This window comes from Streptomyces sp. NPDC012935 (assembly GCF_042900345.1).
GTDB lineage: Bacteria > Actinomycetota > Actinomycetes > Streptomycetales > Streptomycetaceae > Streptomyces.
The window spans coordinates 55,218-77,379 of sequence record NZ_JBIBBC010000027.1 but is presented as its reverse complement, the minus strand read 5'-3'; the positions used below and the strand labels follow the sequence as shown (position 1 = coordinate 77,379).

Below are 22,162 nucleotides of genomic sequence, written 5' to 3'. Positions count from 1 at the left end.
ACGCACCATGATTCCCCTGTCCTACGCACAACGGCGACTTTGGTTCATCGACCGGTTCGAAGGACCGTCGGCGACATACAACATCCCGTTCGTGCTGCGGCTTCACGGGGCACTCGACACCGGTGCGTTCGCCTCGGCGGTGCGGGACGTGGTGGTCAGGCACGAGAGCCTGCGCACCCTGTTCGTCGAGGAGACGGACGGCGTGCCCGGCCAGTGGATCGTGCCCGCGGACGAGATGCGCCTGCCCGTCCCGGTCGTCGACGCGGAACCCGGCGACGTGCCCGGACTGCTGGCCGAGGCGGCGGCGCACACCTTCGACCTGGCCACGGAGATCCCGCTGCGGGCGACCCTGCTGCGCTGCGGACCCGCGGACCACGTCCTCGTCCTGGTGGTCCACCACGCCGCCGCCGATGGTGAGTCGATGGGCCCGCTGGCCCGAGACCTCGCCGCGGCCTACACGGCCCGGGTCCGCGGCACGGAACCGGAGTGGGACGAACTGCCCGTCCAGTACGGCGACTACACGCTGTGGCAGCGTGAACTCCTCGGCGACGCCGATGACCCCTCCAGCGTGCTCGCCACCCAACTGCGCCACTGGCGGGCCGAACTGGCCGACGCCCCCCAGCAGACCCGGTTGCCCACCGACCACCCGCGTCCTGCCCGAGCCACCCACCAGGGCGACGCGATCGAGTTCACCGTCACCCCCGAGCTGACAGCCGCCGTCACGGAACTGGCACAGCAGCGCGGCCTGACCGTGTCGATGGCGATGCAGGCCGCGCTGGCCGTGCTGCTGCACCAGCTCGGCGCCGGGGACGACATCACCCTCGGCTCCACCATCGCCGGACGCACCGAAGAGGAACTGACGGACCTGGTCGGCTTCTTCGTCAACACGTGGGTGCTGCGCACGGACCTGTCCGGCAATCCGCCGCTGGAGCAGGTGCTGGACCAGGTGCGGGACAAGGCCATCGGCGCCTACGAGAACCAGGCTGTGCCCTTCGAACGGCTGGTGGAGGCCCTCAGCCCGGAGCGGTCCACCGCATACCACCCCTTCTTCCAGGTCATGTTCAGCTGGCAGACCGAGGCCCGTGTGGACATCGAACTGCCCGGGGCGACCGCACACCTGGAGGCCGTGCCGACCGGAACCGCCAAATTCGACCTGGAGTTCAACCTCACCGCCACCGACGGCGGCATACGCTGCACCCTGGAATACGCGACCGACCTGTTCGAGCGGTCCACCGTCGAACGGATGGGCAACCGTTTCATCCGTGTCCTGGAGCGGCTCGTCGCCGGCCCCGCCACCCGCGTCGGCGACGTCGACGTCCTCACACCCGCCGAGCGCACACTCCTCGACCGGTACGCCGGTACCTCCGCGCCGACCCCCGCTGTCACCGTGCCCGCCCTCGTCGAGCGGCAGGTCGCCGCGTCCCCGGACGCGCTCGCCGTGGTCTTCGGCACCGAGGAACTGACCTACCGGGAACTCGACGCCCGCGCCGATCGCGTCGCCCATGTGCTCGCCCGGCACGGCGCCGCCCCCGAGACCCTGGTCGGCCTGGCGCTGCCCCGCTCGGCCGACCTGGTCGTGGCCCTGCTCGGCATCCTCAAGTCCGGCGCCGCCTACGTCCCGATCGACCCGCGCTACCCCAGCTCCCGCCTGGACCTCATCCTCTCCCAGGCCAGACCCTGCCTCGTGCTGACCGACCGGGCCACTGCGGCCGTGCTCCCGGACGACGGCACGCCCCGCCTGTACCTCGACGACATCGACCTGTCGGACGGCCTGCGTGGCGCGCTCGAAGTCGCGGCACGACCGGACAACCTCGCCTACGTCATGTACACCTCGGGCTCCACGGGCACCCCGAAGGGCGTCGCCATCACGCACCACGGCGTCGTCAACGGTGTCACCCGGCTGGCACCGGCCGTCGGCCTCGGCCCGGGGGCACGGATGCTCGCCGGTACGTCGATCAACTTCGACGTGTCCGTGTTCGAGACCATCACCACGCTGAGCACCGGCGGCACCGTCGAGATCGTCCGGGACGTCCTCGCTCTCGGCGAACGCGGAGGCTGGTCCGGCAGCGTCATCAGCACGGTGCCCTCCGTCTTCAGCGAACTGATCGACGACATCGCCGGGAAGACGACCGTGGACACCCTCGTCTTCGCCGGTGAGGCACTGCCCACCTCGCTCGTGCGACGGGTGCGGGACGCCTTCCCCGGGGTACGGGTGATCAACGCCTACGGGCAGAGCGAGAGCTTCTACGCCTCTGCCTGCGACGTCACCGAACCGGCCGTCCCGGACGTCTCCGGCAGCGCCCCGGTCGGTGTGCCGCTGGCCAACATGCGCGCCTACGTCCTCGGCCCGGGGCTCAATCCCGTGCCGCCGGGCGTGGTCGGCGAGCTGTACGTGGCGGGCGCGGTGGGCCGCGGCTATCTCGGCCAGGCCCCGCTGACCGCGGAGCGGTTCGTCGCCGACCCGTTCGGCCCGGCCGGTGGGCGCATGTACCGTACCGGCGACCTCGCCCGCTGGAACGCCGCCGGACAACTGGAGTTCGCAGGCCGCGACGACCACCAGATGAAGCTGCGCGGCTTCCGCATCGAGGCCGGTGAGGTGGAGGCCGTGCTGACCTCCCACCCCGCGGTCGAGCAGGCGGTGGTCGGCATCCACGGTCGCACGGGCAGCCGGCAGCTGGTGGCTCACGTGGTGGCGACGGGAGCGAGCGGCGGCACCGTCGAGAGTCTCGGCGACCTGGCCGTCGACCTGACCGCCGGTGTGTCCGCCGCCGAGCTGCGCCGGTACGCCGCCGAACGGCTGCCGGAGTTCATGGTGCCGTCCGCCTTCGTCATGCTGGACCGCATGCCGCTCACACCGAACGGCAAGCTGGACCGCTCCGCGCTCCCCGCCCCCGAGATCCCCGCGGAGACCTACCGGGCGCCGCGGGCCGCTCACGAACACACCCTGGCCGACGTGTTCGCCGACGTCCTGGGCCTGGAGCGGGTCGGCGTCGACGACGACTTCTTCGCGGTCGGCGGCGACAGCATCCGTTCCATCCAGGTGGTCTCCCGGGCTCGCGCCCGCGGAATCGAGGTGAGCCCGCGCGAGATCTTCGAACGCCGGACGGTGGCCGGCCTGGCGGAGCTGGTCGAGGGCCGGGCAGGCGCCGACGAGCCAACTGTGCTGGCAGAGCTGGACGGTGGCGGTGTGGGGCCGATGCCGCTGCTGCCGATCGGTCACTTCCTGCTGGAGCAGGGCGCCGGGATCGACAGCTTCCCGATGAGTTCGGTGCTGGACCTGCCGTCCGGAATCGACGAGGCGGGCCTGGTGGCGACGCTGGGTGCGGTGCTGGACCGTCACGACGCGCTGCGCTCACGGCTGACCGATGGGTCGCTGGTAGTGACACCGCCGGGTTCGGTCGATGTGCGTGCCTTGCTGCGTGTCACGGATGAACAGGCCGACCTGCAGGACGAGTTGGATGCGGCGGTGCGTCGGCTGGATCCGTCGGCGGGCGTGATGGCGCAGTTCGTGTGGCTGGCGCCGGGCCGTCTTGTCATCGTGCTGCATCACCTGGTGGTGGACGGTGTGTCCTGGCGGATCCTGCTGCCGGACCTGGCCGAGGCGTGGAGCCGGGTGCGGGAAGGCGCGAAGCCCGAACTCGCTCCGGTGGCGACGTCGGTGCGGCGGTGGTCCCATGCCCTGGCCGACCAGGCGGTGTCGGACCGGAGGGTCGCCGAACTGCCCTACTGGCAGGGGGTGGTGGAAGGCCCGGATCCGTTGCTGGGGGCGCGAGCGCTGAATCCCGCCGTGGACGTTCAGGCAACGGTCGACAGCATCTGGGTGCGGCTGCCCGCGACGGTGACGGAGACGTTGCTGACGGCGGTGCCGGCGGCTTTCCGCGGCGGGGTGAACGACGGGCTGCTCGCGGGGCTGGCGCTTGCGGTGGCCCGATGGCGCCGCGACCAGGGCGTGACCGAACCCTCCACCCTGCTCCGTCTGGAGGGACACGGACGTGAGGAGGAGGCAGTCCCGGGGGCCGATCTGTCCCGCACGGTCGGCTGGTTCACCACGATGTTCCCGGTCCGCCTCGACACTGCGGGCGCCGACCTGGACGAGGCTTTCGCAGGCGGCCCGGCGGCCGGCGCCGTGCTCAAGGCCGTCAAGGAACAGCTGCTCGCCGTCCCGGACAAGGGTCTGGGCTACGGCCTGCTGCGCTATCTCAACGACGAGACCGGCGAGGTCCTCGCGCGACACTCCACCGGGCAGATCTCCTTCAACTACCTGGGGCACTTCTCGAGCGCCGACCTGCCGGAACACCTGCGCGGCCTCGGCTGGAACCGATCGGCGGCGGCGAGCACCATGCCGGCGCTCGACCCCGCCCTGCCCGCACTGGCCGTACTGGACATCAACGCCCTGGTCGAGGACGCCGACGACGGACCGCGACTGAGCGCCCGCTTCGCCTTCCCCACCGGCATCCTGACCCGCGAACAAGCGCAGCAACTGGCCGACGCCTGGTGCGCGGCCCTGAGCGCACTGGCCCGGCATGCCGCCGAGCCCGACGCCGGTGGCCTGACGCCCTCCGACGTGCCGCTGGTGGCGGTGCGCCAAGCCGAACTGACCGCGTGGGAACGCACCTACCCGGGTCTGAGGGACGTGTGGCCGCTGGCTCCGCTGCAGTCGGGTCTGCTGTTTCATGCGTTGATGGCGGATGCGTCGTTCGACGCCTACCACATGCAGATGGTGTATCACCTGTCCGGCACGGTGGATCCGCGGCGGATGCGGGCGGCGGGGCAGGCGCTGCTGGACCGGTACGCCTCGCTGCGTACCGCATTCGTGGCCGACGCCACCGGCGAGCATGTCCAGCTCGTCCTCGACGGAGTCGAACTGCCCTGGCAGGACATGGACTTCACGGGAATGGAGGGTCCCGAGCAGCAGGCGGAGATCGATCGGTTCCTGGCCGAGGACCGTGCCGCTCACTTCGATCCGGCCCGGCCCCCGTCGCTGCGACTGGCCCTGATCACCCTGGACCAGAACCGGTCCGAACTGGTCCTGACCGCACACCACATGCTGTTCGACGGCTGGTCCATGCCGCTGCTGCTGCAGGATCTGCTGCGGCTGTACGGCTCCGGCGGCGACGCCTCCGGCCTGCCCCCCGTTCGCGGCTACCGCGACTACCTGGCCTGGCTGTCGGCCCAGGACCGTGCCGCTGCCGCTGATGCCTGGGCGAGGGAACTCGACGGTCTCGACGAACCCACCCTCCTCGCCCCCGACGCCCAGGCGGAACAGGACGCGGAGGTGGGACAGGTGGACGTGGCGCTGACCGCCGACCTCTCCCGTGCCCTGGCCCGGCGTGCCGCCGAGCTCGGCATCACCCTCAGCACCCTCGTGCAGGGAACCTGGGCCATCGTGCTGGGGGCGCTCACCGGGCGCCAGGAGGTCGTCTTCGGCGCCACCGTGTCCGGACGGCCGCCCGCGGTCCCCGACGTCGACTCGATGGTCGGCCTGTTCATCAACACCCTGCCGGTACGTGTTCCGTTGTCTGCGCGGGAACCGCTGCGCCAGGTGCTGACCGGACTGCAGGAGCGGCAGGCCGCCCTGCTCGACCACCACCACCACGGACTGGCCGACATCCAGCAGTCCACCGGACTGACCGCCCTGTTCGACACCGCCGTCGTCTTCGAGTCCTACCCCGTGGACCGTACGGGCCTGACCGAGGCGCACTCGGCCGCCGGCGTGACCGTCACCGGCATCCGGCCCTACACGGGCAGTCACTATCCGCTGGTGGTGACCGCCGACGCCGACCCGCACCTCCGGCTGGCCCTCCAGTACCAGCACCATGTGTTCGACGCCGAGACGGTGACCGCCATCGCCGCCCGCTACCGGCGCGTGCTGGAACAACTGGCAGCCGACCCAGACCTGTCGGCCGGGCGCGTCGACGTCCTCGGGTCCGCCGAGCGGCAGCGCATCCTGACGAGTGCCGGCCCGGCCGGCGGGCAGGTCCCGGTGGCCGCCCTGCCCACACTGTTCGAGGCCCAGGTGGCCGCCCGCCCCGACGCGATCGCCGTCGAGGACGCACGGACCACACTCACCTTCCAGGAGCTGGACGAGCGGGCCAACCGGCTCGCCCACCACCTTCGGTCACTCGGCGCCGGCCCGGAGACCACGGTCGGCCTGTGCGTCGAGCGCGGCGCGGACCTCGTCATCGGCCTGCTGGGCATCACCAAGGCAGGTGCCGCGTACGTCCCGCTCGACCCCGACTATCCGGCCGACCGGCTGGCGTTCATGCTGCGCGACTCGGGCGTCCGGCTGGTGGTCACCGCACCCCGCGCCCGCGACGGGATCGCCGACGCCGGCACCGTGGTCGTCGACGTCGTCGCGGACCGGGAGGCGATCGACCGTCTGCCCGCGACCGTGCCCGAGCCCCGCCCCCGTACCGGTGACCTGGCCTACATCATCTACACCTCCGGCTCCACCGGTCTGCCCAAGGGCGTCCTCGTCCCGCACACCGGTATCGCCAACCTGGCCGCCGCGCTGGCCGAGCGGCTCGACGTCACGCCCGGCAGCAGGGTGCTCCAGTTCGCCTCGGCCAGCTTCGACGGCGCCCTGATGGACATCCTGATGGCCCTGCCCGCCGGGGCGACCGTCGTACTGCCCCCGCACGGTCCGCTCGTCGGGGACGCACTCCACCGCTTCCTGCGCGAACGACGTATCACCCACAGCCTGCTGGTGCCGTCCGTCGTCGCCACCCTCGACCCCGAGGGGCTGGACGACCTGCGCGGGCTCGCGGTGGGCGGCGAGGCGTCCTCCGCCGAACTGGTGGCCCGCTGGTCCCCGGGACGTCGCCTGGTCAACGCGTACGGCCCGACGGAGACCACCGTCGTGGCCACCATGAGCGAGCCGCTGAGCGGGGACGTCGTGCCACCCATCGGCTCGCCGCTGCCCCACACCCGGGTGTATGTGCTGGACGGCGCTCTGCGGCCGGTGCCCGACCTGGTCATGGGCGACCTCTACATCGCCGGCCCGCACCTGGCCCGCGGCTACCACGGGCGGGCCGGGCTGACCGCCGAGCGGTTCGTCGCCGATCCGTACGGCCCGCCCGGCAGCCGGATGTACCGCTCCGGGGACCTGGCCCGGCGCCGGCCCGACGGCACGCTGGAATACCTCGGCCGCGCCGACGACCAGGTCAAGATCCGCGGCTTCCGGATCGAACTCGGCGAGATCGAGAATGTGCTGGGCTCCCACCCGGAAGTCGACCGGGCCGTGGTGATCGCCCGGGAGTCCGCCACGGGCGGGCGGCAGCTCGCGGCGTACGTGGTGGCCGTCGCCGGTGCGCACGGACCGGGCGACGAAGGCCACGAGCGCCTCGTCTCGGAGCTGCGCGCGCGTGCCGAGGAACGGCTGCCCGCCCACATGGTCCCGCCCGCCGTCATGGTCCTCGACACGCTGCCGGTGACCGCCAACGGCAAGCTGGACCGGGCCGCCCTGCCGGAACCCGAGTTCGGCGGAGCCGGGACGCGTCAGCCCCGCACCCCGCAGGAGGAGATCCTGTGCGGCCTCGTCGCCGAGGTGCTGGGCCTGGAAACGGTCGGCGTCGACGACGACTTCTTCGCCCTCGGTGGGCATTCACTGCTCGCCACTCGTCTCGTCAGCCGTATCCGGAGCGTCCTCGGCGGCGACGTACCCATCCGGCATGTCTTCGAGGCGCCCACTCCGACCCGCCTCGCCCTGCGTCTGGAACGCCGCGCGTCCACCCGCCCGGTCCTGCGGCCGGCCGGACAGCGGCCGGAACCGATCCCGCTGTCGTCCGCACAGCGACGGCTGTGGTTCGTGGACCGCTTCGAGGGGCCCTCCGCCACGTACAACGTCCCCGTCGTCCTGCGTCTTGCGGGGACCCTGGACGTCCCCGCCCTGCGAGCTGCCCTCCACGACCTGATCGCCCGGCACGAGAGTCTGCGCACCCTGATCGAGGACGGTCCCGACGGCGTGCCGTGCCAGCGCATCCTGCCTGCCGGCGAGGTCATGGTGGACCTGCCCGTCGTCGACACCGATCCCGGTGAGCTCGACGCGGCCGTGGACGACGAGTTGGCCCGCCCCTTCGGCCTGGGCAGCGACATCCCGGTCCGGGCGCGCCTGTTGCGCTGCGGCCCGGACGACCACACCCTGCTGCTGGTGCTGCACCACATCGCCGGTGACGGCGAGTCGGTCGCGCCACTGACACGGGACCTGGCCACCGCCTACGCCGCCCGTGCCGACGGCGTCGCGCCCTCCCTGCCCGCGCTGCCGGTGCAGTACGTGGACTACACGCTCTGGCAGCGCGATCTCCTCGGCGACGAGGACGACCCCGCCAGCCTGGCCGCCCGGCAGTACGCGCACTGGACGACGGAACTGGCAGGCGTGCCGGAGCCGCTGCGTCTGCCCACCGACCGCCCGCGACCGGACCGCCCCAGCCACCGGGGTGACACCGTGGGCTTCCGCATCGACCCGGAACTCGCCGAAGCGGTGCGGGAGTTGGCGCGGTCGCGTGGTGCGACGACCTCCATGGTGCTCCAGGCGGCGTTCGCCGTGCTGCTGCGCGATCTGGGAGCGGGTGACGATCTCACGATCGGCTCGCCCATCGCCGGCCGCACCGACGAGGCGCTCTCCGACCTGGTGGGCTTCTTCGTCAACACCTGGGTGCTGCGGGTGCGGATGCCGGACCGGCCCACCTTCGGCCAGGTCGTCGACCAGGTGCGGGACAAGGCCCTGGCCGCCTACGACCACCAGGATGTTCCCTTCGAGCGCTTGGTGGAGCTGCTGAACCCCGAGCGGTCCACCGCCTACCACCCGCTGTTCCAGGTGATGTTCGGCTGGCAGACCATGGCCGACGAGTTCCGGCTCGGCGACGTGCGTGCCGTGCCGCGTACGGCCTCCACCGGCACGTCGAAGTTCGACCTGTTCCTCACCATGGCCGACGCACCCGATCAGGGGGTGACGGGCTTCCTGGAGTACGCCACCGACCTCTTCGACCGGTCCACGGCCGAAAGCGTCACCAGCCGGTTCACGGCGACCCTGAGGGACCTCGTCGCCCGCCCCGAGGCGCACCTCGTCGTGCCCGAGCCGGCAGGCCGGCACAGCGCGCGGGAGACGACGCTCGGCGGGGTCCGGATCGACCTCGACGTGGTCGAGGCCGCCCTGACCGCGCACCCGGACGTAGCGCGCTCCGTGGCGGTCACCCGCGCCGGCCGCGGCGCCGGCCGCCGACTGGTCGGCTATGTCCTGCCGACCCCGGACGCGGCGGACCGCATCACCGTCGCGGAGCTGCGTACCTTCGTCGCCGGCCGGCTGCCCGAGGACCAGGTTCCGTCCCTCTTCGTGCTGCTGGACACCCTTCCCCGCACCCCCGACGGGGAGCCGGACCTGTCCGCTTTGCCCGAGCCGACGTTCACCGGCGGCGACTACCGGGCTCCCGGCACCGACGGGGAACGGGCCCTCGCCGACGTGTTCGCCGACGTGCTCGGCCTGGAGCGGGTCGGCGTCGACGACGACTATTTCCTGCTCGGCGGCGACAGCATCCGTTCCATCCAGGTGGTCTCCCGGGCTCGCGCCCACGGCATCGAGATCAAGCCTCGTGACGTCTTCGAGCGCCGGACGGTGGCAGGTCTGGCGGAGCTGGTCGAGGGCCGGGCGGGGGCCGGCGACCCGGCCGGGCTGGCCGAGCTGGACGGCGGTGCCGTGGGCAGGATGCCGCTGCTGCCGATCGCCAGGTATCTGCTGGAGCAGGGCCCCGGAAGCGACCGCTTCCCGATGAGTACCGTGCTGGACCTGCCGCCCGGCATCGACGAGGCGGGCCTGGTCGCGACGTTGAATGCCGTGCTGGACCGTCATGACGTGCTGCGGTCGCGGCTGGCCGGCGAGGAGCTGGAGGTGTTGCCGCCCGGGTCGGTCGATGCGCGTGCGCTGCTGCGTACCGCCGACGAACAGGCGGATGTGCAGGACGAGTTGGATGCGGCGGTGCGTCGGCTGGATCCGTCGGCGGGTGTGATGGCGCAGTTCGTGTGGCTGGCGCCGGGCCGTCTTGTCATCGTGCTGCATCACCTGGTGGTGGACGGTGTGTCCTGGCGGATCCTGCTGCCGGACCTGGCCGAGGCGTGGAGCCGGGTGCGGGAAGGCGCGAAGCCCGAACTCGCTTCGGTGCGTACGTCGGTGCGGCGGTGGGCGCATGCCCTGGCGGATCAGGCGGTGTCGGCCGAGCGGGTCGCGGAATTGCCGTACTGGCGGGGGGTCGTGGAGGGTCCGGACCCGTTGCTGGGCGCGCGTGCGCTGGATCCGGCCGTGGATGTGCAGGCGACCGTGGACAGCGTGTGGGTGCGGTTGCCGGTGGCCGTGACGGAGGCATTGCTGACGGCGGTGCCGGCGGCTTTCCGCGGCGGGGTGAACGACGGGCTGCTGGCGGGACTGGCGTTGGCGGTGGCGCGTTGGCGGCGGGAGCGGGGCGTGGGGGAGTCCTCGACGCTGCTGCGGCTGGAGGGGCACGGGCGTGAGGAGGAGGCCGTAGCGGGTGCTGACCTGTCCCGCACGGTGGGCTGGTTCACCACGATGTTCCCGGTACGTCTCGACACCGCGGGTGCCGATCTGGACGAGGCTTTCGCGGGTGGTCCGGCGGCGGGCGCGGCCGTGAAGGCGGTCAAGGAGCAGCTGCTCGCCGTCCCGGACAAGGGTCTGGGCTACGGCCTGCTGCGTTACCTCAACGACGACAGCGGCGAGGTCCTCGCCGCCGGTTCCACCGGGCAGATCTCCTTCAACTACCTGGGGCACTTCTCGAGCGCCGACCTGCCGGAACACCTGCGCGGCCTCGGCTGGAACCGGTCGGAAGCGGCGAGTGCTCTGCCCGCGCTCGATCCCGCACTGCCCGCACTGGCTGTGCTGGACGTGAATGCCCTGGTCGAGGAGGTCGATGGGGAGCCGCGGTTGAGTGCGCGGTTCGCGTTTCCGACCGGTGTGCTGACGGGGACGGAGGTGCGAGAGCTGGCCGACGGCTGGTGTGCGGCACTGGAGGCGCTGGCCCGGCACGTGGCGGGACCCGGGGCGGGTGGGCTGACGCCTTCCGATGTGCCCCTGGTGTCGGTGGGGCAGGGGGAGCTGGCTGGCTGGGAGCGGGCCTATCCGGGGCTGACGGATGTGTGGCCGCTGGCTCCGCTGCAGTCGGGTCTGCTGTTTCATGCGTTGATGGCGGATGCGTCGTTCGACGCCTACCACATGCAGATGGTGTATCACCTGTCCGGCACGGTGGATCCGCGGCGGATGCGGGCGGCCGGGCAGGCGCTGCTGGACCGGTACGCCTCGCTGCGTACCGCATTCGTGGCCGACGCCACCGGCGAGCATGTCCAGCTCGTCCTGGACAGGGTCGAACTGCCCTGGCAGGACATGGACTTCACGGGAATGGCGGGTCCCGAGCAGCAGGCGGAGATCGATCGATTCCTGGCCGAGGACCGTGCCGCTCACTTCGATCCGGCTCAGCCGCCGTTGCTGCGGCTGGCCCTGATCACCCTGGACCAGAACCGGTCTGAACTGGTCCTGACCGCGCATCATGTGCTGTTCGACGGCTGGTCCATGCCGCTGCTGCTGCAGGATCTGCTGCGGCTGTACGGCTCCGGCGGCGACGCCTCCGGCCTGCCCCCCGTTCGCGGCTACCGCGACTTCCTGGCCTGGCTGAAGGCTCAGGATCCTGCCGCCGCCGCTGATGCCTGGGCGAGGGAGCTCGACGGTCTCGACGAACCCACCCTCCTCGCCCCCGACGCCAAGGCGGACGGCACCGGTCAGGTCGAAGTACCGCTGTCGGCCGATGTCGTCGCAGGACTCGCTCAGTGCGCCGCCGAATCCGGCGTGACCCTGAACACCCTTGTGCAGGCCGCGTGGGCGGTACTGCTGAGCCAGTTGGCGGGCCGCCAGGACGTCGTGTTCGGAGCGACCGTGTCGGGCCGGCCGCCCGCGCTGTCCGGCGCCGACTCGATCGTGGGCCTGTTCATCAACACCCTGCCGGTACGCGTCCGGTTGTCGCCGTGGGAGTCGCTGCGCCAGGTGCTGACCGGGCTGCAGGAGCGGCAGACCGCGCTGCTGGACCATCACCACTACGGACTGGCCGACATCCAGCGGTCCACCGGGCTGCCCGCCCTGTTCGACACCGCCGTCGTCTTCGAGTCCTACCCCGTGGATCAGGCGGGCCTCAGCGAAGCCCGGGACGCCACCGGCTTCGCCATCGAAGGGTTCGACTCGACGAGCGGCACCCACTATCCGCTGGGCGTGTCCGCGACGCTCGCGCCCGATCTGCGCGTGGACGTGCACTACCGGCACGGGGCGTTCGACGACCGTGCGGCACAGGAGATCGCGGCTTGTCTCGCCCGAACCCTGGAGCAGTTCGCGGCCGATCCCGATCTGCCGGTCGGACGCCTCGACGTACGGGAGCCGGTCGGCCCGGTGGCCTCCTCGGCCACACCCGTGGCCGGTGGCACGGTCGCCGAACAGTTCGCCCGGCAGGCCGCGGCGACCCCGAACGCACCTGCGGTCATCTGTGCCGAGGAGTCCCTGACCTACCGGGAACTCGACGCGCGTGCCGAGCGGCTGGCCGCTGAACTCGTCCGGCGCGGCGTGCGGCGTGGCTCCGTGGTGGCGGTGGCGCTGCGACGCTCGCCCGGCATGGTCGTGGCGCTGCTGGCCGTGCTCAGAGCCGGCGGCGCGTATCTGCCCGTCGACCCCGCCTACCCGGCCGACCGGATCTCCTACATGCTGGACGACTCCGGTGCCCAGCTGGCGGTGACGGACGCGACGACGGCCAGCGCACTGTCCGTGGCGAACGTCGAAACCCTCCGGTACGACACCCTGTCAGGGGCGATTCCCGAGCCGCTCGGGCACGGACCTGGAACCGTGGACGACCTCGCCTACATCATCTACACCTCTGGATCGACGGGCAGACCGAAGGGCGTCGAGGTCACCCACCGGGGTGTGGCGAGCCTGGTCACCGCCCATGTGCAGCGCATGGGGATCACGGCCGGGAGCCGGATGCTGCAACTGGCCTCACCGAGCTTCGACGTGTCGCTGTGCGAGCTGTTCACGGCGCTGCTGTCGGGCGCGAGCGTGGTGCTGGCCGAGCCCGAACGGCTGGCGCCCGGCACCCCGCTCGCCGAGACCATCGACGAGCACGGTGTGACCCACGCGATGATGACGCCGTCGATGCTCGCGACCCTGCCGCACGACGCGCTGACCGGCCTGGAATGCCTGGTGGTCGGCGGGGAGACGACGTCGGCGGAGCTGATCACCCAGTGGTCCGCCGATCGGCGCATGCTGAACGTCTACGGCCCGACCGAGGCCACGGTGTGCGCCACCATGGGCGAGCCGCTGACCGGTGACGGCGGCACCCTCACCATCGGGCGGCCGATCGAGAACACCCGTGCCCACGTCCTCGACGCGGCGCTGCGCCCGGTCCCGCCCGGCGTGGCCGGTGACCTGTACCTCGCCGGTGAGGGCCTGGCCCGCGGATACGCAGGCCGGCCCGGCATGACAGCAGACCGCTTCGTGGCCTCTCCGTTCGGACGGCCGGGCGAGCGGATGTACCGAACGGGCGACCTCGCAGCGTGGACGAAGGACGGCGAGCTGGTGTTCCGCGGGCGTGCGGACGACCAGGTGAAGATCCGCGGCTTCCGCGTCGAGCCCGGCGAGGTGGAGGCCGCGCTACGCGGTCACCCCGCCGTGGCGCAGGCCGTCGTCGTGGTCGACGACCGGCGGCTCGCCGCCTATGTCGTGCCCGGACCGGTCGTGCCCGGACCGCACGGCGCCGACCCGGCCGAGCTGCGCGAGTACCTGCGCGAAAGACTGCCGGAGCACATGATGCCCGCCGTGATCATGCCGATCGAGGCGGTGCCGCTGACCTCCAGCCGCAAGCTGGACCGGGCCGCCCTGCCCGCCCCCGACTATGCGAGGGCTGCCGTGGGCCGGGCCCCGCGCACCCCGCGCGAGACGATTCTGTGCGGACTGTTCGCCGAGGTCCTCGGCCTGGACCGGGTGGGCATCGACGACGGGTTCTTCGCGCTGGGCGGGCACTCCCTGCTGGCCGCCCGGCTGGCCGGCCGGATCCGGGTCGTCCTCGGTGTCGACGTGCCGATCCGGTTGCTCTTCGAGGCGCCCACGGTCGCTGAACTCCTCGTGCACCTGGACGCCGAGGACGGGCCGGACGAGTCCATGGACCCGTTCGCCCCGGTGCTGACCATCAAGAAGAACGGCGACCGCGAGCCGCTGTGGTTGCTCCACCCGGGTGGCGGCCTGTGCTGGCCGTACTTCGGGTTCGGCCGGCTGCTGCCCGAGGACCGACCGGTGTACGGCATCCAGGCAGCAGGGCTCGACGGCGTCACCCCGCTGCCCGGCTCGGTCGAGGAGATCGTCGCCGACTACACCGACCGGGTGCTGGCCCGCCAGCCGGAGGGGCCCTACCATCTGCTGGGCCACTCCACCGGCGGCACCCTCGCGCACGCGGTGGCGGCCGAACTGCAGCGCCGGGGGCACGAGGTGGGGCTGCTCGCCCTGCTGGACAGTGTGCCGAGCGACCACCTGGCGAGCCATGCGCCGCCCGCCGAGAGCGACGTCCGGGACTACTTCGCCGCGCACCTCGCCGGTTCGAAGGACACCGCGGACCACCGTGGCTTCATCGACCGCGCGGTCGGGGCCGGCCTCAACTTCGTCGCACTCATGAGGCAGTACGCCGCCCCGGTCTACCGCGGCGACGCACTGTTCTTCAACGCCGTACCAAAACCGGAGGGTTCGTTCGCGGACCTGTGGCAGCCGTACATCCAGGGTGCCGTGCACCGGCACGACATCCACAGCGCCCACGAGGACATGTACCTGCCGCGCCCGGCCACCGAAATCTGCACGCTCATCAGCCAGGACCTGGCCGGAAGTTGAGGGGACAACTCTGTGGACACCAAGGAATCCGATCTGCGCGCACCGGAGCCGTACGACGTGGTCGGCATCGGCTTCGGGCCCTCCAACCTGTCGCTCGCCATCGCACTGGAGGAGGGCCCGGAGCCGGTGACGGCCAGGTTCTTCGAGCGTCAGCCGTCGCTGCGCTGGCACCAGGGCATGCTGATGCCCTCCGCGAAGATGCAGGTCTCCTTCCTCAAGGACCTGGCCACCTTCCGGAACCCGACGTCGGCCTTCAGCTTCGTGGCGTATCTGCACGAGACCGGCCGGCTGGCGCAGTTCGTGAACAACTGCGACTTCTTCCCGACCAGGCGCGAGTTCCACTCCTACCTGGAGTGGGCCGAGTCCAAGGTGCGCCATAGCGTCTCGTACGGCACGGAGGTCATCGCCATCGAGCCGCTGCCGCACGCCGGGATCGGCGCCGTGGACCGGCTGCGCGTCGTGCTGCGTGACGTGACCGCGCCGGGCGGTACACGCCATGTCGAGGCCCGCAACGTCGTCGTCTCCACCGGCCTTGTGCCGAGGATGCCGGTCGGCCTGGAGCGGGACGAGCACGTCTGGCACAGCTCGGCCTTCCTGCACAACTTCCGGGCGTGGAAGAAGGGCGGGCTGAAGCGGGTGGCCGTCGTCGGCGCGGGCCAGAGCGCCGCCGAGATAGTCCGGTTCCTGTACGACACGGTGCCCGACGCGACCGTGCACGCGATCCTCCCGTCGTACGGCTACGCCATCGCGGACAACACCCCCTTCGCGAACGAGGTCTTCGATCCGGCAGCCGTTGACGACTTCTACCGCGGCACCCAGCGCGCCAAGGACGCCATCTGGCGCTACCACAAGAACACCAACTACTCGGTCGTGGACGACGAGGTGATCCGCGACCTCTACCGGCGCGCCAGCGACGACGAGGCCGAGGGCCGGCACCGGCTGCGGTTCGCGCGGCTGTCCCGGGTCGTCGACGCCAAGCGTGTCGCCCAGGACACCCGGATCACCGTCCACTCGCTGATCGACGACGACACCTACGAACTCGACGTCGACGTCCTGGTGTGCGCCACCGGGTACGACCCGATGGACCCCGCCGGGATGCTGACCGGCCTCGACGGCCGTCTGCTGCAGGACGACGACGGCCGCTACCGCATCGCCCGCGACTACCGCCTGCTCGGTGCGGACGACCTGACGTGCGGCATCTACCTGCAGGGCGGTGCGGAACACAGCCACGGACTGTCGTCGTCGCTGCTGTCCAACATCGCCGTACGCAGCGGTGAGATCGCGCACTCGATTGTGACCGGGCGGACCGCCGCCCAGGAAAGGGGAGTTCCCGCATGAGCACCAACCCGTTCGACGACGCCGAAGGCCGCTTCCACGTCCTCGTCAACGACGAGGAGCAGCACTCGCTGTGGCCCACGTTCGCCGAGGTGCCGGACGGCTGGCGGATCGCGCTGGGCGACGAGAGCCGCGAGAAGTGCCTCGCGTACGTCGAGGAGAACTGGACCGACATGCGTCCGCGCTCGCTGCGTGAGGCGATGGCCGCCGACCAGGCATCTTGAGGAGAACGACCCCTATGACTTCACTGGCCGAACGGTGGGGCATCCACCCGGAGCACTTCTGGCTCTACGGACGTGAGCCCGGGCAACAGGTCACGTTCGACGAGCAGATGGACGCCTACATCGTCTACGGGTACCCGGAGGCCGTCGAGATCCTCAGCGACCCGGGCACCTTCTCGTCCGAGACCTCGAGCCTGGTGCCGATGGGCGTCGACGAGTCGTTCACCGAGGGCGACCTGCTGCAGACCGACCCGCCGGACCACCGTGAGCTGCGCAAGCTGGTCAGCCACGCCTTCACCCCGAAGGTCGTCGCCGACCTCGAACCGCGGATCACGGCACTCACCCACGAACTGCTCGACGCGGTCGCCGGGGAGGACCGGTTCGACCTGATGTCGAGCCTCGCCTATCCGCTGCCGGTGACCGTGGTCGCCGAACTGCTGAGCATCCCCCGCGGTGATCAGCATCTGGTGGAGAAGTGGATGCGGGGCATGACCGAGAGCCTCGGCGACCTGTCGATGTCCGACGACGTCGAGGAGCAGGAGCGCGTCTTCGCGGAATCCATGGGCCCGATGCGGGAGATGCTGGAGTACCTGCGCGAACACACCGCGCAGAGCCGGCGGCGGACCCGCCAGGACGACTTGATGGGACGGCTCATCGAGGCCGAGGTGGGCGGGCAGCGACTGACCGACAACCACATCGTCAACTTCGGCAAGATGCTGCTGATCGCGGGATATCTGACCACCACCATGCTGATCGGCAACACCGTCCTGTGCCTCGACCACTACGCAGACCAGGCGGAGCGGGTGCGTGGCGACCGCTCGCTGGTGCCGAACCTGCTGGAGGAGTCGATGCGCTACCTCAGCCCCGTCGCCGCCACCTACCGGGCCACCACCCGTGAGGTGGAGGTCGCCGGGCAGCGTATGGAGAAGGGCAAGATGGTGCTGGTGTGGTACGGGTCGGCCAACCGTGATCCGCGCCAGTTCGCCGACCCGCACTCCTTCGACGCCGGCCGCACCCCCAACAAGCACCTCGGGTTCGGCCGCGGCATCCACTTCTGCCTGGGCGCGCCGCTGGCCCGGATGGAGGGCCGGGTGGCCATGAACCTGCTGTTCGACCGCTACGCGGAGCTGCGCACGGATCCGGACGTGGCGCCGAAGTTCTCGCTCGGCTTCGACACGACGGGGGTGAACAGCCTGCCGGTGCGCGTCGTACCGGCCTGAGACCGGTCGCCACCCGAGGACGGTCATGGTTGCGCCGTGATGGCGCAATCGATGACCGGGTCCACCCAGCGGTTGTGCTGGTCGCGAGGCGGCGCCTTGTCCATGGCGCCATATGTGTGCCACGATAACGCCATGAAGTTGACGCCCTATGTCGACAACCTCCGCCGCGAGTTCCTCGCTACGGCGGCTGCGACAGGTGAGGAGCCACAGGCTCTGGCGGAGCGGTTGCTCGCGTCGCTCGACGCGTCCGTCCGGCTGATGCTCCTGGAGGTGCTGTCGGCAGCCACGGACGAAATCTCCCGGGAGTTCGCCCCAGGATCGGTCGACATCCGTCTGCAGGGCCTGGACCCGAGCTTCGTGGTGACCCAGGCGCCGGCCGAGGCAGTCCATGAAGAGATGACTGCTCCGTCCCTCACGGATCCGCAGGCGGAGGGCACTCCGGCGCGTATCAACTTCCGCGTGCCCGGGCCGCTCAAGGCCCGGATCGAGGAGGCGGCGAAGCAGAGCGGACTCTCGGTCAACGCCTGGCTCGTACGGGCCGTCAACGACACGCTGCACGCCGTCCCGAGTCACCCGCAGCGGCGCCCGTCGTCCGGGCAGCGGCACGTCACGGGTTGGGTGCGGTAGGCGGCGCGACCGCACCAGTTCACCAGGGAGATCCGGCATGGCCACGTATGACACCCCCGAACCCATCTCGGTCCGGATCGAGATCGGCTCGGGCGATGTCCAGCTCATCGCGGGCAAACGCGTCGACACCGTCGTGGAGATCCGGCCCGGGAACGACGCCATCGCCGCCGATGTGCGCGCCGCCGAGCAGACCCGGGTGGACTTCAGCCGTGGCAAGCTGCTGGTCAAGGGCCCTTCGCCGCGCCGCGGTTCGGGGGCCCCGCCATCCGGCGGTTCGATCGACGTGACCGTGGAACTGCCCGCGGGCTCGCACCTACGAGGCACCATCGCCTGGGGGACACTGCGCTCGACAGGACAGCTCGGAGAGTGCCGTTTCAACGCCGTCGAGGGCGACATCCGCCTCGACCGGACCGGTCCGGTGCGCTTGGCCACGTCCCGCGGCGAGATCACCGTGGCCGGCATCGAGGGCCACGCCAAGATCGCGAATGGCTCCGGGGCGATCCGGGCCGACGAGATTCACGGCCCCGCCGAGATCGGCAACGACATGGGGGAGACCTGGATCGGCGAGATCACCGGCAATGCCAAGCTGACCGGCATGACCGGCGACTTCCAGGTCGACCGGGCGCACGACGGTGTCCAGGTCAAGACGGCTCACGGCACCGTCCGGCTCGCCGAGGTCAGGCGCGGCTCGGTGCAGGTCACGGCCGCGTCCGCCGAGATCGAGATCGGTATCCGCGAGGGCAGCGCGGCCAAGCTCGACGTCAGCACGGTGGCCGGCAGTGTGCACAGCCAGCTGGAAGAGGTGGCGGGCCCCGCCGACAGCGACGACGTCGTCCAGGTGCGTGCCCGGACCTTCGACGGAGACATCGTCGTCCGGCGCGCATGGTGACCACCGGCTAGGTCATCCCGCCGAAACCGAGGCGGAGTTGTCCCCGCGGGCTGCCCAGCCGCGGTCCGGAGACCGTATCCCCCGGCGGTCTCCGGACCGCACCTTGCATCCACATGCCCGCACGGGCGTGTGCGTCTGAAGACTGGGGAATCAACCATGACAGCGCGCGAAGAGGCCATCCTCGAAGTCGAGGGCTTGCGCATGCGCTACGGCGCCACGGAAGTCCTGCGTGACGTGACCCTGCGTGTGCACCACGGCGAAGTCGTCTGCCTCCTGGGGCCGAACGGCGCCGGCAAGACAACGACCTTGGAGATCCTGGAAGGCTTCCGTATGCGGTCGGCCGGCCGGGTCGAGGTGCTCGGCACCGACCCGGCGCACGCCGACGAGCGGTGGCGGGCCCGGATCGGGGTCGTCCTGCAGTCCTGGCGCGACCACGGCCGGTGGCGGGTCCGTGAACTGCTGACCCACCTCGGCCGCTACTACGCGCCCTACAGCACCGCGGAGATCAGACGCCCGTGGGACGCGGACGAGCTCGTCGCGGCCGTCGGTCTGACACAGCAGGCCGAGAAGAAGGTACGCATGCTGTCCGGCGGGCAGCGCCGCAGGCTGGACGTGGCCATCGGCCTCGTCGGCCGCCCCGAGCTCCTGTTCCTCGACGAGCCGACCGCCGGCCTCGACCCGGTGGCCCGGCGCGAGTTCCACGAACTGGTGGAGAGTCTCGCCGCCCAGCGGCACACCACGATCGTGCTCACCACCCACGACCTGTTCGAGGCCGAGAAGCTCGCCAACCGCATCATGGTGCTCGACAGCGGCCGCATCATCGCCGACGGCACCGCGGGGGAACTGGCCCGCCGGATCGCCGGCGAGGACCAGGTGCGGTGGACCCTGGAGGGCCGCCGTCACGAGCATGCCACCACCGAATCAACCCGGTTCGTCCGCGAGCTCTTCGAGCGGTACGGCGACGGGATCAGTGACCTGGAAGTCCGCCGGGCCTCGCTGGAGGACACCTATCTCGCCCTGGTGCGCCGGGCCGAGTCCGGCGAGGGCGCCGACGTGCACGCGGCAGAATCCGACAACGAGTCGTACGAGGTGGTCCGATGAGCCCGACCATGACCGCGCTGCGGGCCGGCTGGTCCAGCGGACTGATCGAACTGCGGCAGTCCCTCACCAATGCCGGGGACCTCCTCAACCATTTCCTGTGGCCCGTGCTGATGCTGCTCGTCACCTACTTCGTGCGCGACGTCTCCTTCGGTGACACCGGCTTCGACCTCGGCACGCTCGTCCTGCCGAGCATTCTCGGCATGAACTCCGCGATGGCCATGATCACCATGAGCCAGCTGCTGACGATGGAACGCGAGGACGGCACGCTGCTGCGCGCGAAGGCCACGCCGAACGGGGTGGCCGGTTACCTCACCGGCAAAATCGTCTTCGTCACTCTCGGGCTGATCGTCGACCTTGCGATCTTCCTGATCCCGGGCCTGCTGATCGTCCCCGGTCTCTCGGTCGGCAGCCTCGACGCCTGGCTGACCTTGCTGTGGGTGCTGGCCCTGGGCCTGATCGCGACCCTGCCGATCGGGGCGGTGCTGGGCTCGGCGTTCACCAGCACACGCAGCCAGGGGCTGATCATGATGCCGATGATGGCCATGATCGCCAGCTCGGGCATCTTCTACCCGGTCACCTCGCTGCCGGACTGGGTGCAGGTGATCGCCCAGATCTTCCCCGTCTACTGGCTCGGCCTCGGCATGCGCTCGGCGCTGCTGCCGGACAGTGCGGTGGCCGTGGAGATCGGCGAGTCCTGGCGGCATCTGGAGACCGTGGGCGTGCTCGGCGCCTGGGCCGTGATCGGCCTGGCCGTCGCGCCGTTCGTGCTGCGCCGTATGGCCCGTCGCGAGTCGGGGTCCACGGTTGCGGAGCGGCGCGAGAAGGCGCTGCAGCGGGTCGGCTGAGTGGCCGGCTCTGTCGGGGAACCGGTGGTGCGGTCGACCATGGCCTGCTCAGCTCGGACTGTGGGCGGACGACCTGCTGCTGTTCCCCGACAGGGCGTTTCTGTGCGTGAGCGGACTCATCGCACGTAGGACCGCTCCACCACGATGTCGCCCATCACCGTCCGGGCCTGGACGTGCACGAATTCGTCCGTCTGCGCCCATGCCTCCAGCAGCGAGAGGGAGGTGTAGACGGTGCCGGTGGCGGACTCGAGGGACAGGCAGGTGCCGCTGGTCTCGGCCACACCGATTCGGATGCTGCCGAACGTGGTGGTGGTGAGGACACAGCCCCGCACCACCTCTTCGATGTCGATGCCGCCCTGCGTCGTCCGGGCCTCCACGTCGGCGTGCGCCCGGCTGATCCTGATGCTCCCCTGCTCGGTGTGCATGCGGGCGACTCCGCGCACTTCCCCCACGGTGGCGTTGCCCGAGCCCCTCGCTCGGATCGTGGCCCCTCCCTCGACCTGCCCCAGGTGGACGTCGCCACGTTCCGCCGTGGCCTCGACGCCGCCGGCCGCACGGCCGACCGTGATGTCGCCGAGGGCGGCGGCCAGTTGCAGGCTGCCGGTGCGGTCGAGTGTGATGTGCCCCAGTTCCGTGCTGAGTTGACACTCGCCCAGCTCTCCCACGGCGAGCACGTCCGCCGCTGTACCGCGGCAGTGCAGGCTCGATCCCGTGGGCACGCTCACCGCCACGATGACCGCACCGCTGCCTCCGCCGGACTCCGGGACGTTCACGAACAGCCGGCCTTCGGCGTAGTCGATGTGCAGCTGCTCAGCGGCCCGCACGTCGTCCTGGTCGTCACTGTCGCGCGGATACGCCTCCACTGTTGTCTCAGCGCGGTCGCGTGCCACGATCCGGACCTGGCCGAACATCAGGTTGAGCACCACGCGGACAGGCGCGGGTGCGTCGAACGTCGGCATGGAGGCCGCCTTCGGTATGTCCCGCTGGGGAACGCACGGATTCTGTCCCATCCCCAC

At 71.0% G+C, this 22,162-nt stretch carries 9 protein-coding genes; 8 read left to right on the top strand and 1 reads right to left on the bottom strand.

Going from position 1 to position 22,162, the window contains the following annotated elements:
* The first annotated feature begins 7 nt into the window (after window positions 1–7).
* The 8 genes from ACFY5C_RS38645 to ACFY5C_RS38610 all read left to right on the top strand — a co-directional run bounded on the left by ACFY5C_RS38645 (window position 8) and on the right by ACFY5C_RS38610 (window position 21,146).
* On the top strand, window positions 8–14,908 hold the full coding sequence (locus ACFY5C_RS38645) for an amino acid adenylation domain-containing protein (protein ID WP_389454223.1): 14,901 nt from the start codon (window positions 8–10) through the stop codon (window positions 14,906–14,908).
* A gap of 12 nt (window positions 14,909–14,920) precedes the next feature.
* Complete coding sequence (locus ACFY5C_RS38640) at window positions 14,921–16,246, top strand: lysine N(6)-hydroxylase/L-ornithine N(5)-oxygenase family protein (RefSeq protein ID WP_389454220.1); 1,326 nt, start codon at window positions 14,921–14,923, stop codon at window positions 16,244–16,246.
* Window positions 16,243–16,467: an MbtH family protein gene (locus ACFY5C_RS38635; RefSeq protein ID WP_389454217.1), complete on the top strand. Its 225-nt coding sequence runs from the start codon at window positions 16,243–16,245 to the stop codon at window positions 16,465–16,467. The genes ACFY5C_RS38640 and ACFY5C_RS38635 overlap by 4 nt, the downstream gene beginning before the upstream one ends.
* A 14-nt stretch (window positions 16,468–16,481) precedes the next feature.
* Entirely contained in the window at window positions 16,482–17,684 is a 1,203-nt protein-coding gene (locus ACFY5C_RS38630) for a cytochrome P450 (RefSeq protein WP_389454214.1), read from the top strand.
* A gap of 132 nt (window positions 17,685–17,816) precedes the next feature.
* Window positions 17,817–18,311 (top strand): toxin-antitoxin system HicB family antitoxin, encoded by a 495-nt coding sequence (locus tag ACFY5C_RS38625; protein WP_389454211.1) that lies wholly within the window; start codon window positions 17,817–17,819, stop codon window positions 18,309–18,311.
* A 37-nt stretch (window positions 18,312–18,348) separates the two neighbouring features.
* Entirely contained in the window at window positions 18,349–19,200 is an 852-nt protein-coding gene (locus ACFY5C_RS38620) for a DUF4097 domain-containing protein (protein ID WP_389454209.1), read from the top strand.
* A gap of 156 nt (window positions 19,201–19,356) precedes the next feature.
* Window positions 19,357–20,301: an ABC transporter ATP-binding protein gene (locus ACFY5C_RS38615; protein ID WP_389454206.1), complete on the top strand. Its 945-nt coding sequence runs from the start codon at window positions 19,357–19,359 to the stop codon at window positions 20,299–20,301.
* Window positions 20,298–21,146 (top strand): ABC transporter permease, encoded by an 849-nt coding sequence (locus ACFY5C_RS38610; protein ID WP_389454204.1) that lies wholly within the window; start codon window positions 20,298–20,300, stop codon window positions 21,144–21,146. The genes ACFY5C_RS38615 and ACFY5C_RS38610 overlap by 4 nt, the downstream gene beginning before the upstream one ends.
* A gap of 116 nt (window positions 21,147–21,262) precedes the next feature.
* Here ACFY5C_RS38610 and ACFY5C_RS38605 read toward each other — a convergent pair whose 3' ends face one another.
* The gene (locus ACFY5C_RS38605; RefSeq protein ID WP_389454201.1) at window positions 21,263–22,105 is read right to left on the bottom strand and encodes a DUF4097 domain-containing protein; all 843 of its coding nucleotides are present in this window, start codon (window positions 22,103–22,105) and stop codon (window positions 21,263–21,265) included.
* Window positions 22,106–22,162: the final 57 nt, after the last annotated feature.

What these genes read in the sequence shown, in the direction of transcription:
- ACFY5C_RS38645 (WP_389454223.1), top strand. Translation starts at nt 8, where the DNA reads ATGATTCCCCTGTCCTACGCACAACGGCGACTTTGGTTCATCGACCGG.
- ACFY5C_RS38635 (WP_389454217.1), top strand. Translation starts at nt 16,243, where the DNA reads ATGAGCACCAACCCGTTCGACGACGCCGAAGGCCGCTTCCACGTCCTC.
- ACFY5C_RS38630 (WP_389454214.1), top strand. Translation starts at nt 16,482, where the DNA reads ATGACTTCACTGGCCGAACGGTGGGGCATCCACCCGGAGCACTTCTGG.
- ACFY5C_RS38625 (WP_389454211.1), top strand. Translation starts at nt 17,817, where the DNA reads ATGAAGTTGACGCCCTATGTCGACAACCTCCGCCGCGAGTTCCTCGCT.
- ACFY5C_RS38620 (WP_389454209.1), top strand. Translation starts at nt 18,349, where the DNA reads ATGGCCACGTATGACACCCCCGAACCCATCTCGGTCCGGATCGAGATC.
- ACFY5C_RS38615 (WP_389454206.1), top strand. Translation starts at nt 19,357, where the DNA reads ATGACAGCGCGCGAAGAGGCCATCCTCGAAGTCGAGGGCTTGCGCATG.
- ACFY5C_RS38610 (WP_389454204.1), top strand. Translation starts at nt 20,298, where the DNA reads ATGAGCCCGACCATGACCGCGCTGCGGGCCGGCTGGTCCAGCGGACTG.
- ACFY5C_RS38605 (WP_389454201.1), bottom strand. Translation starts at nt 22,105, where the DNA reads ATGCCGACGTTCGACGCACCCGCGCCTGTCCGCGTGGTGCTCAACCTG.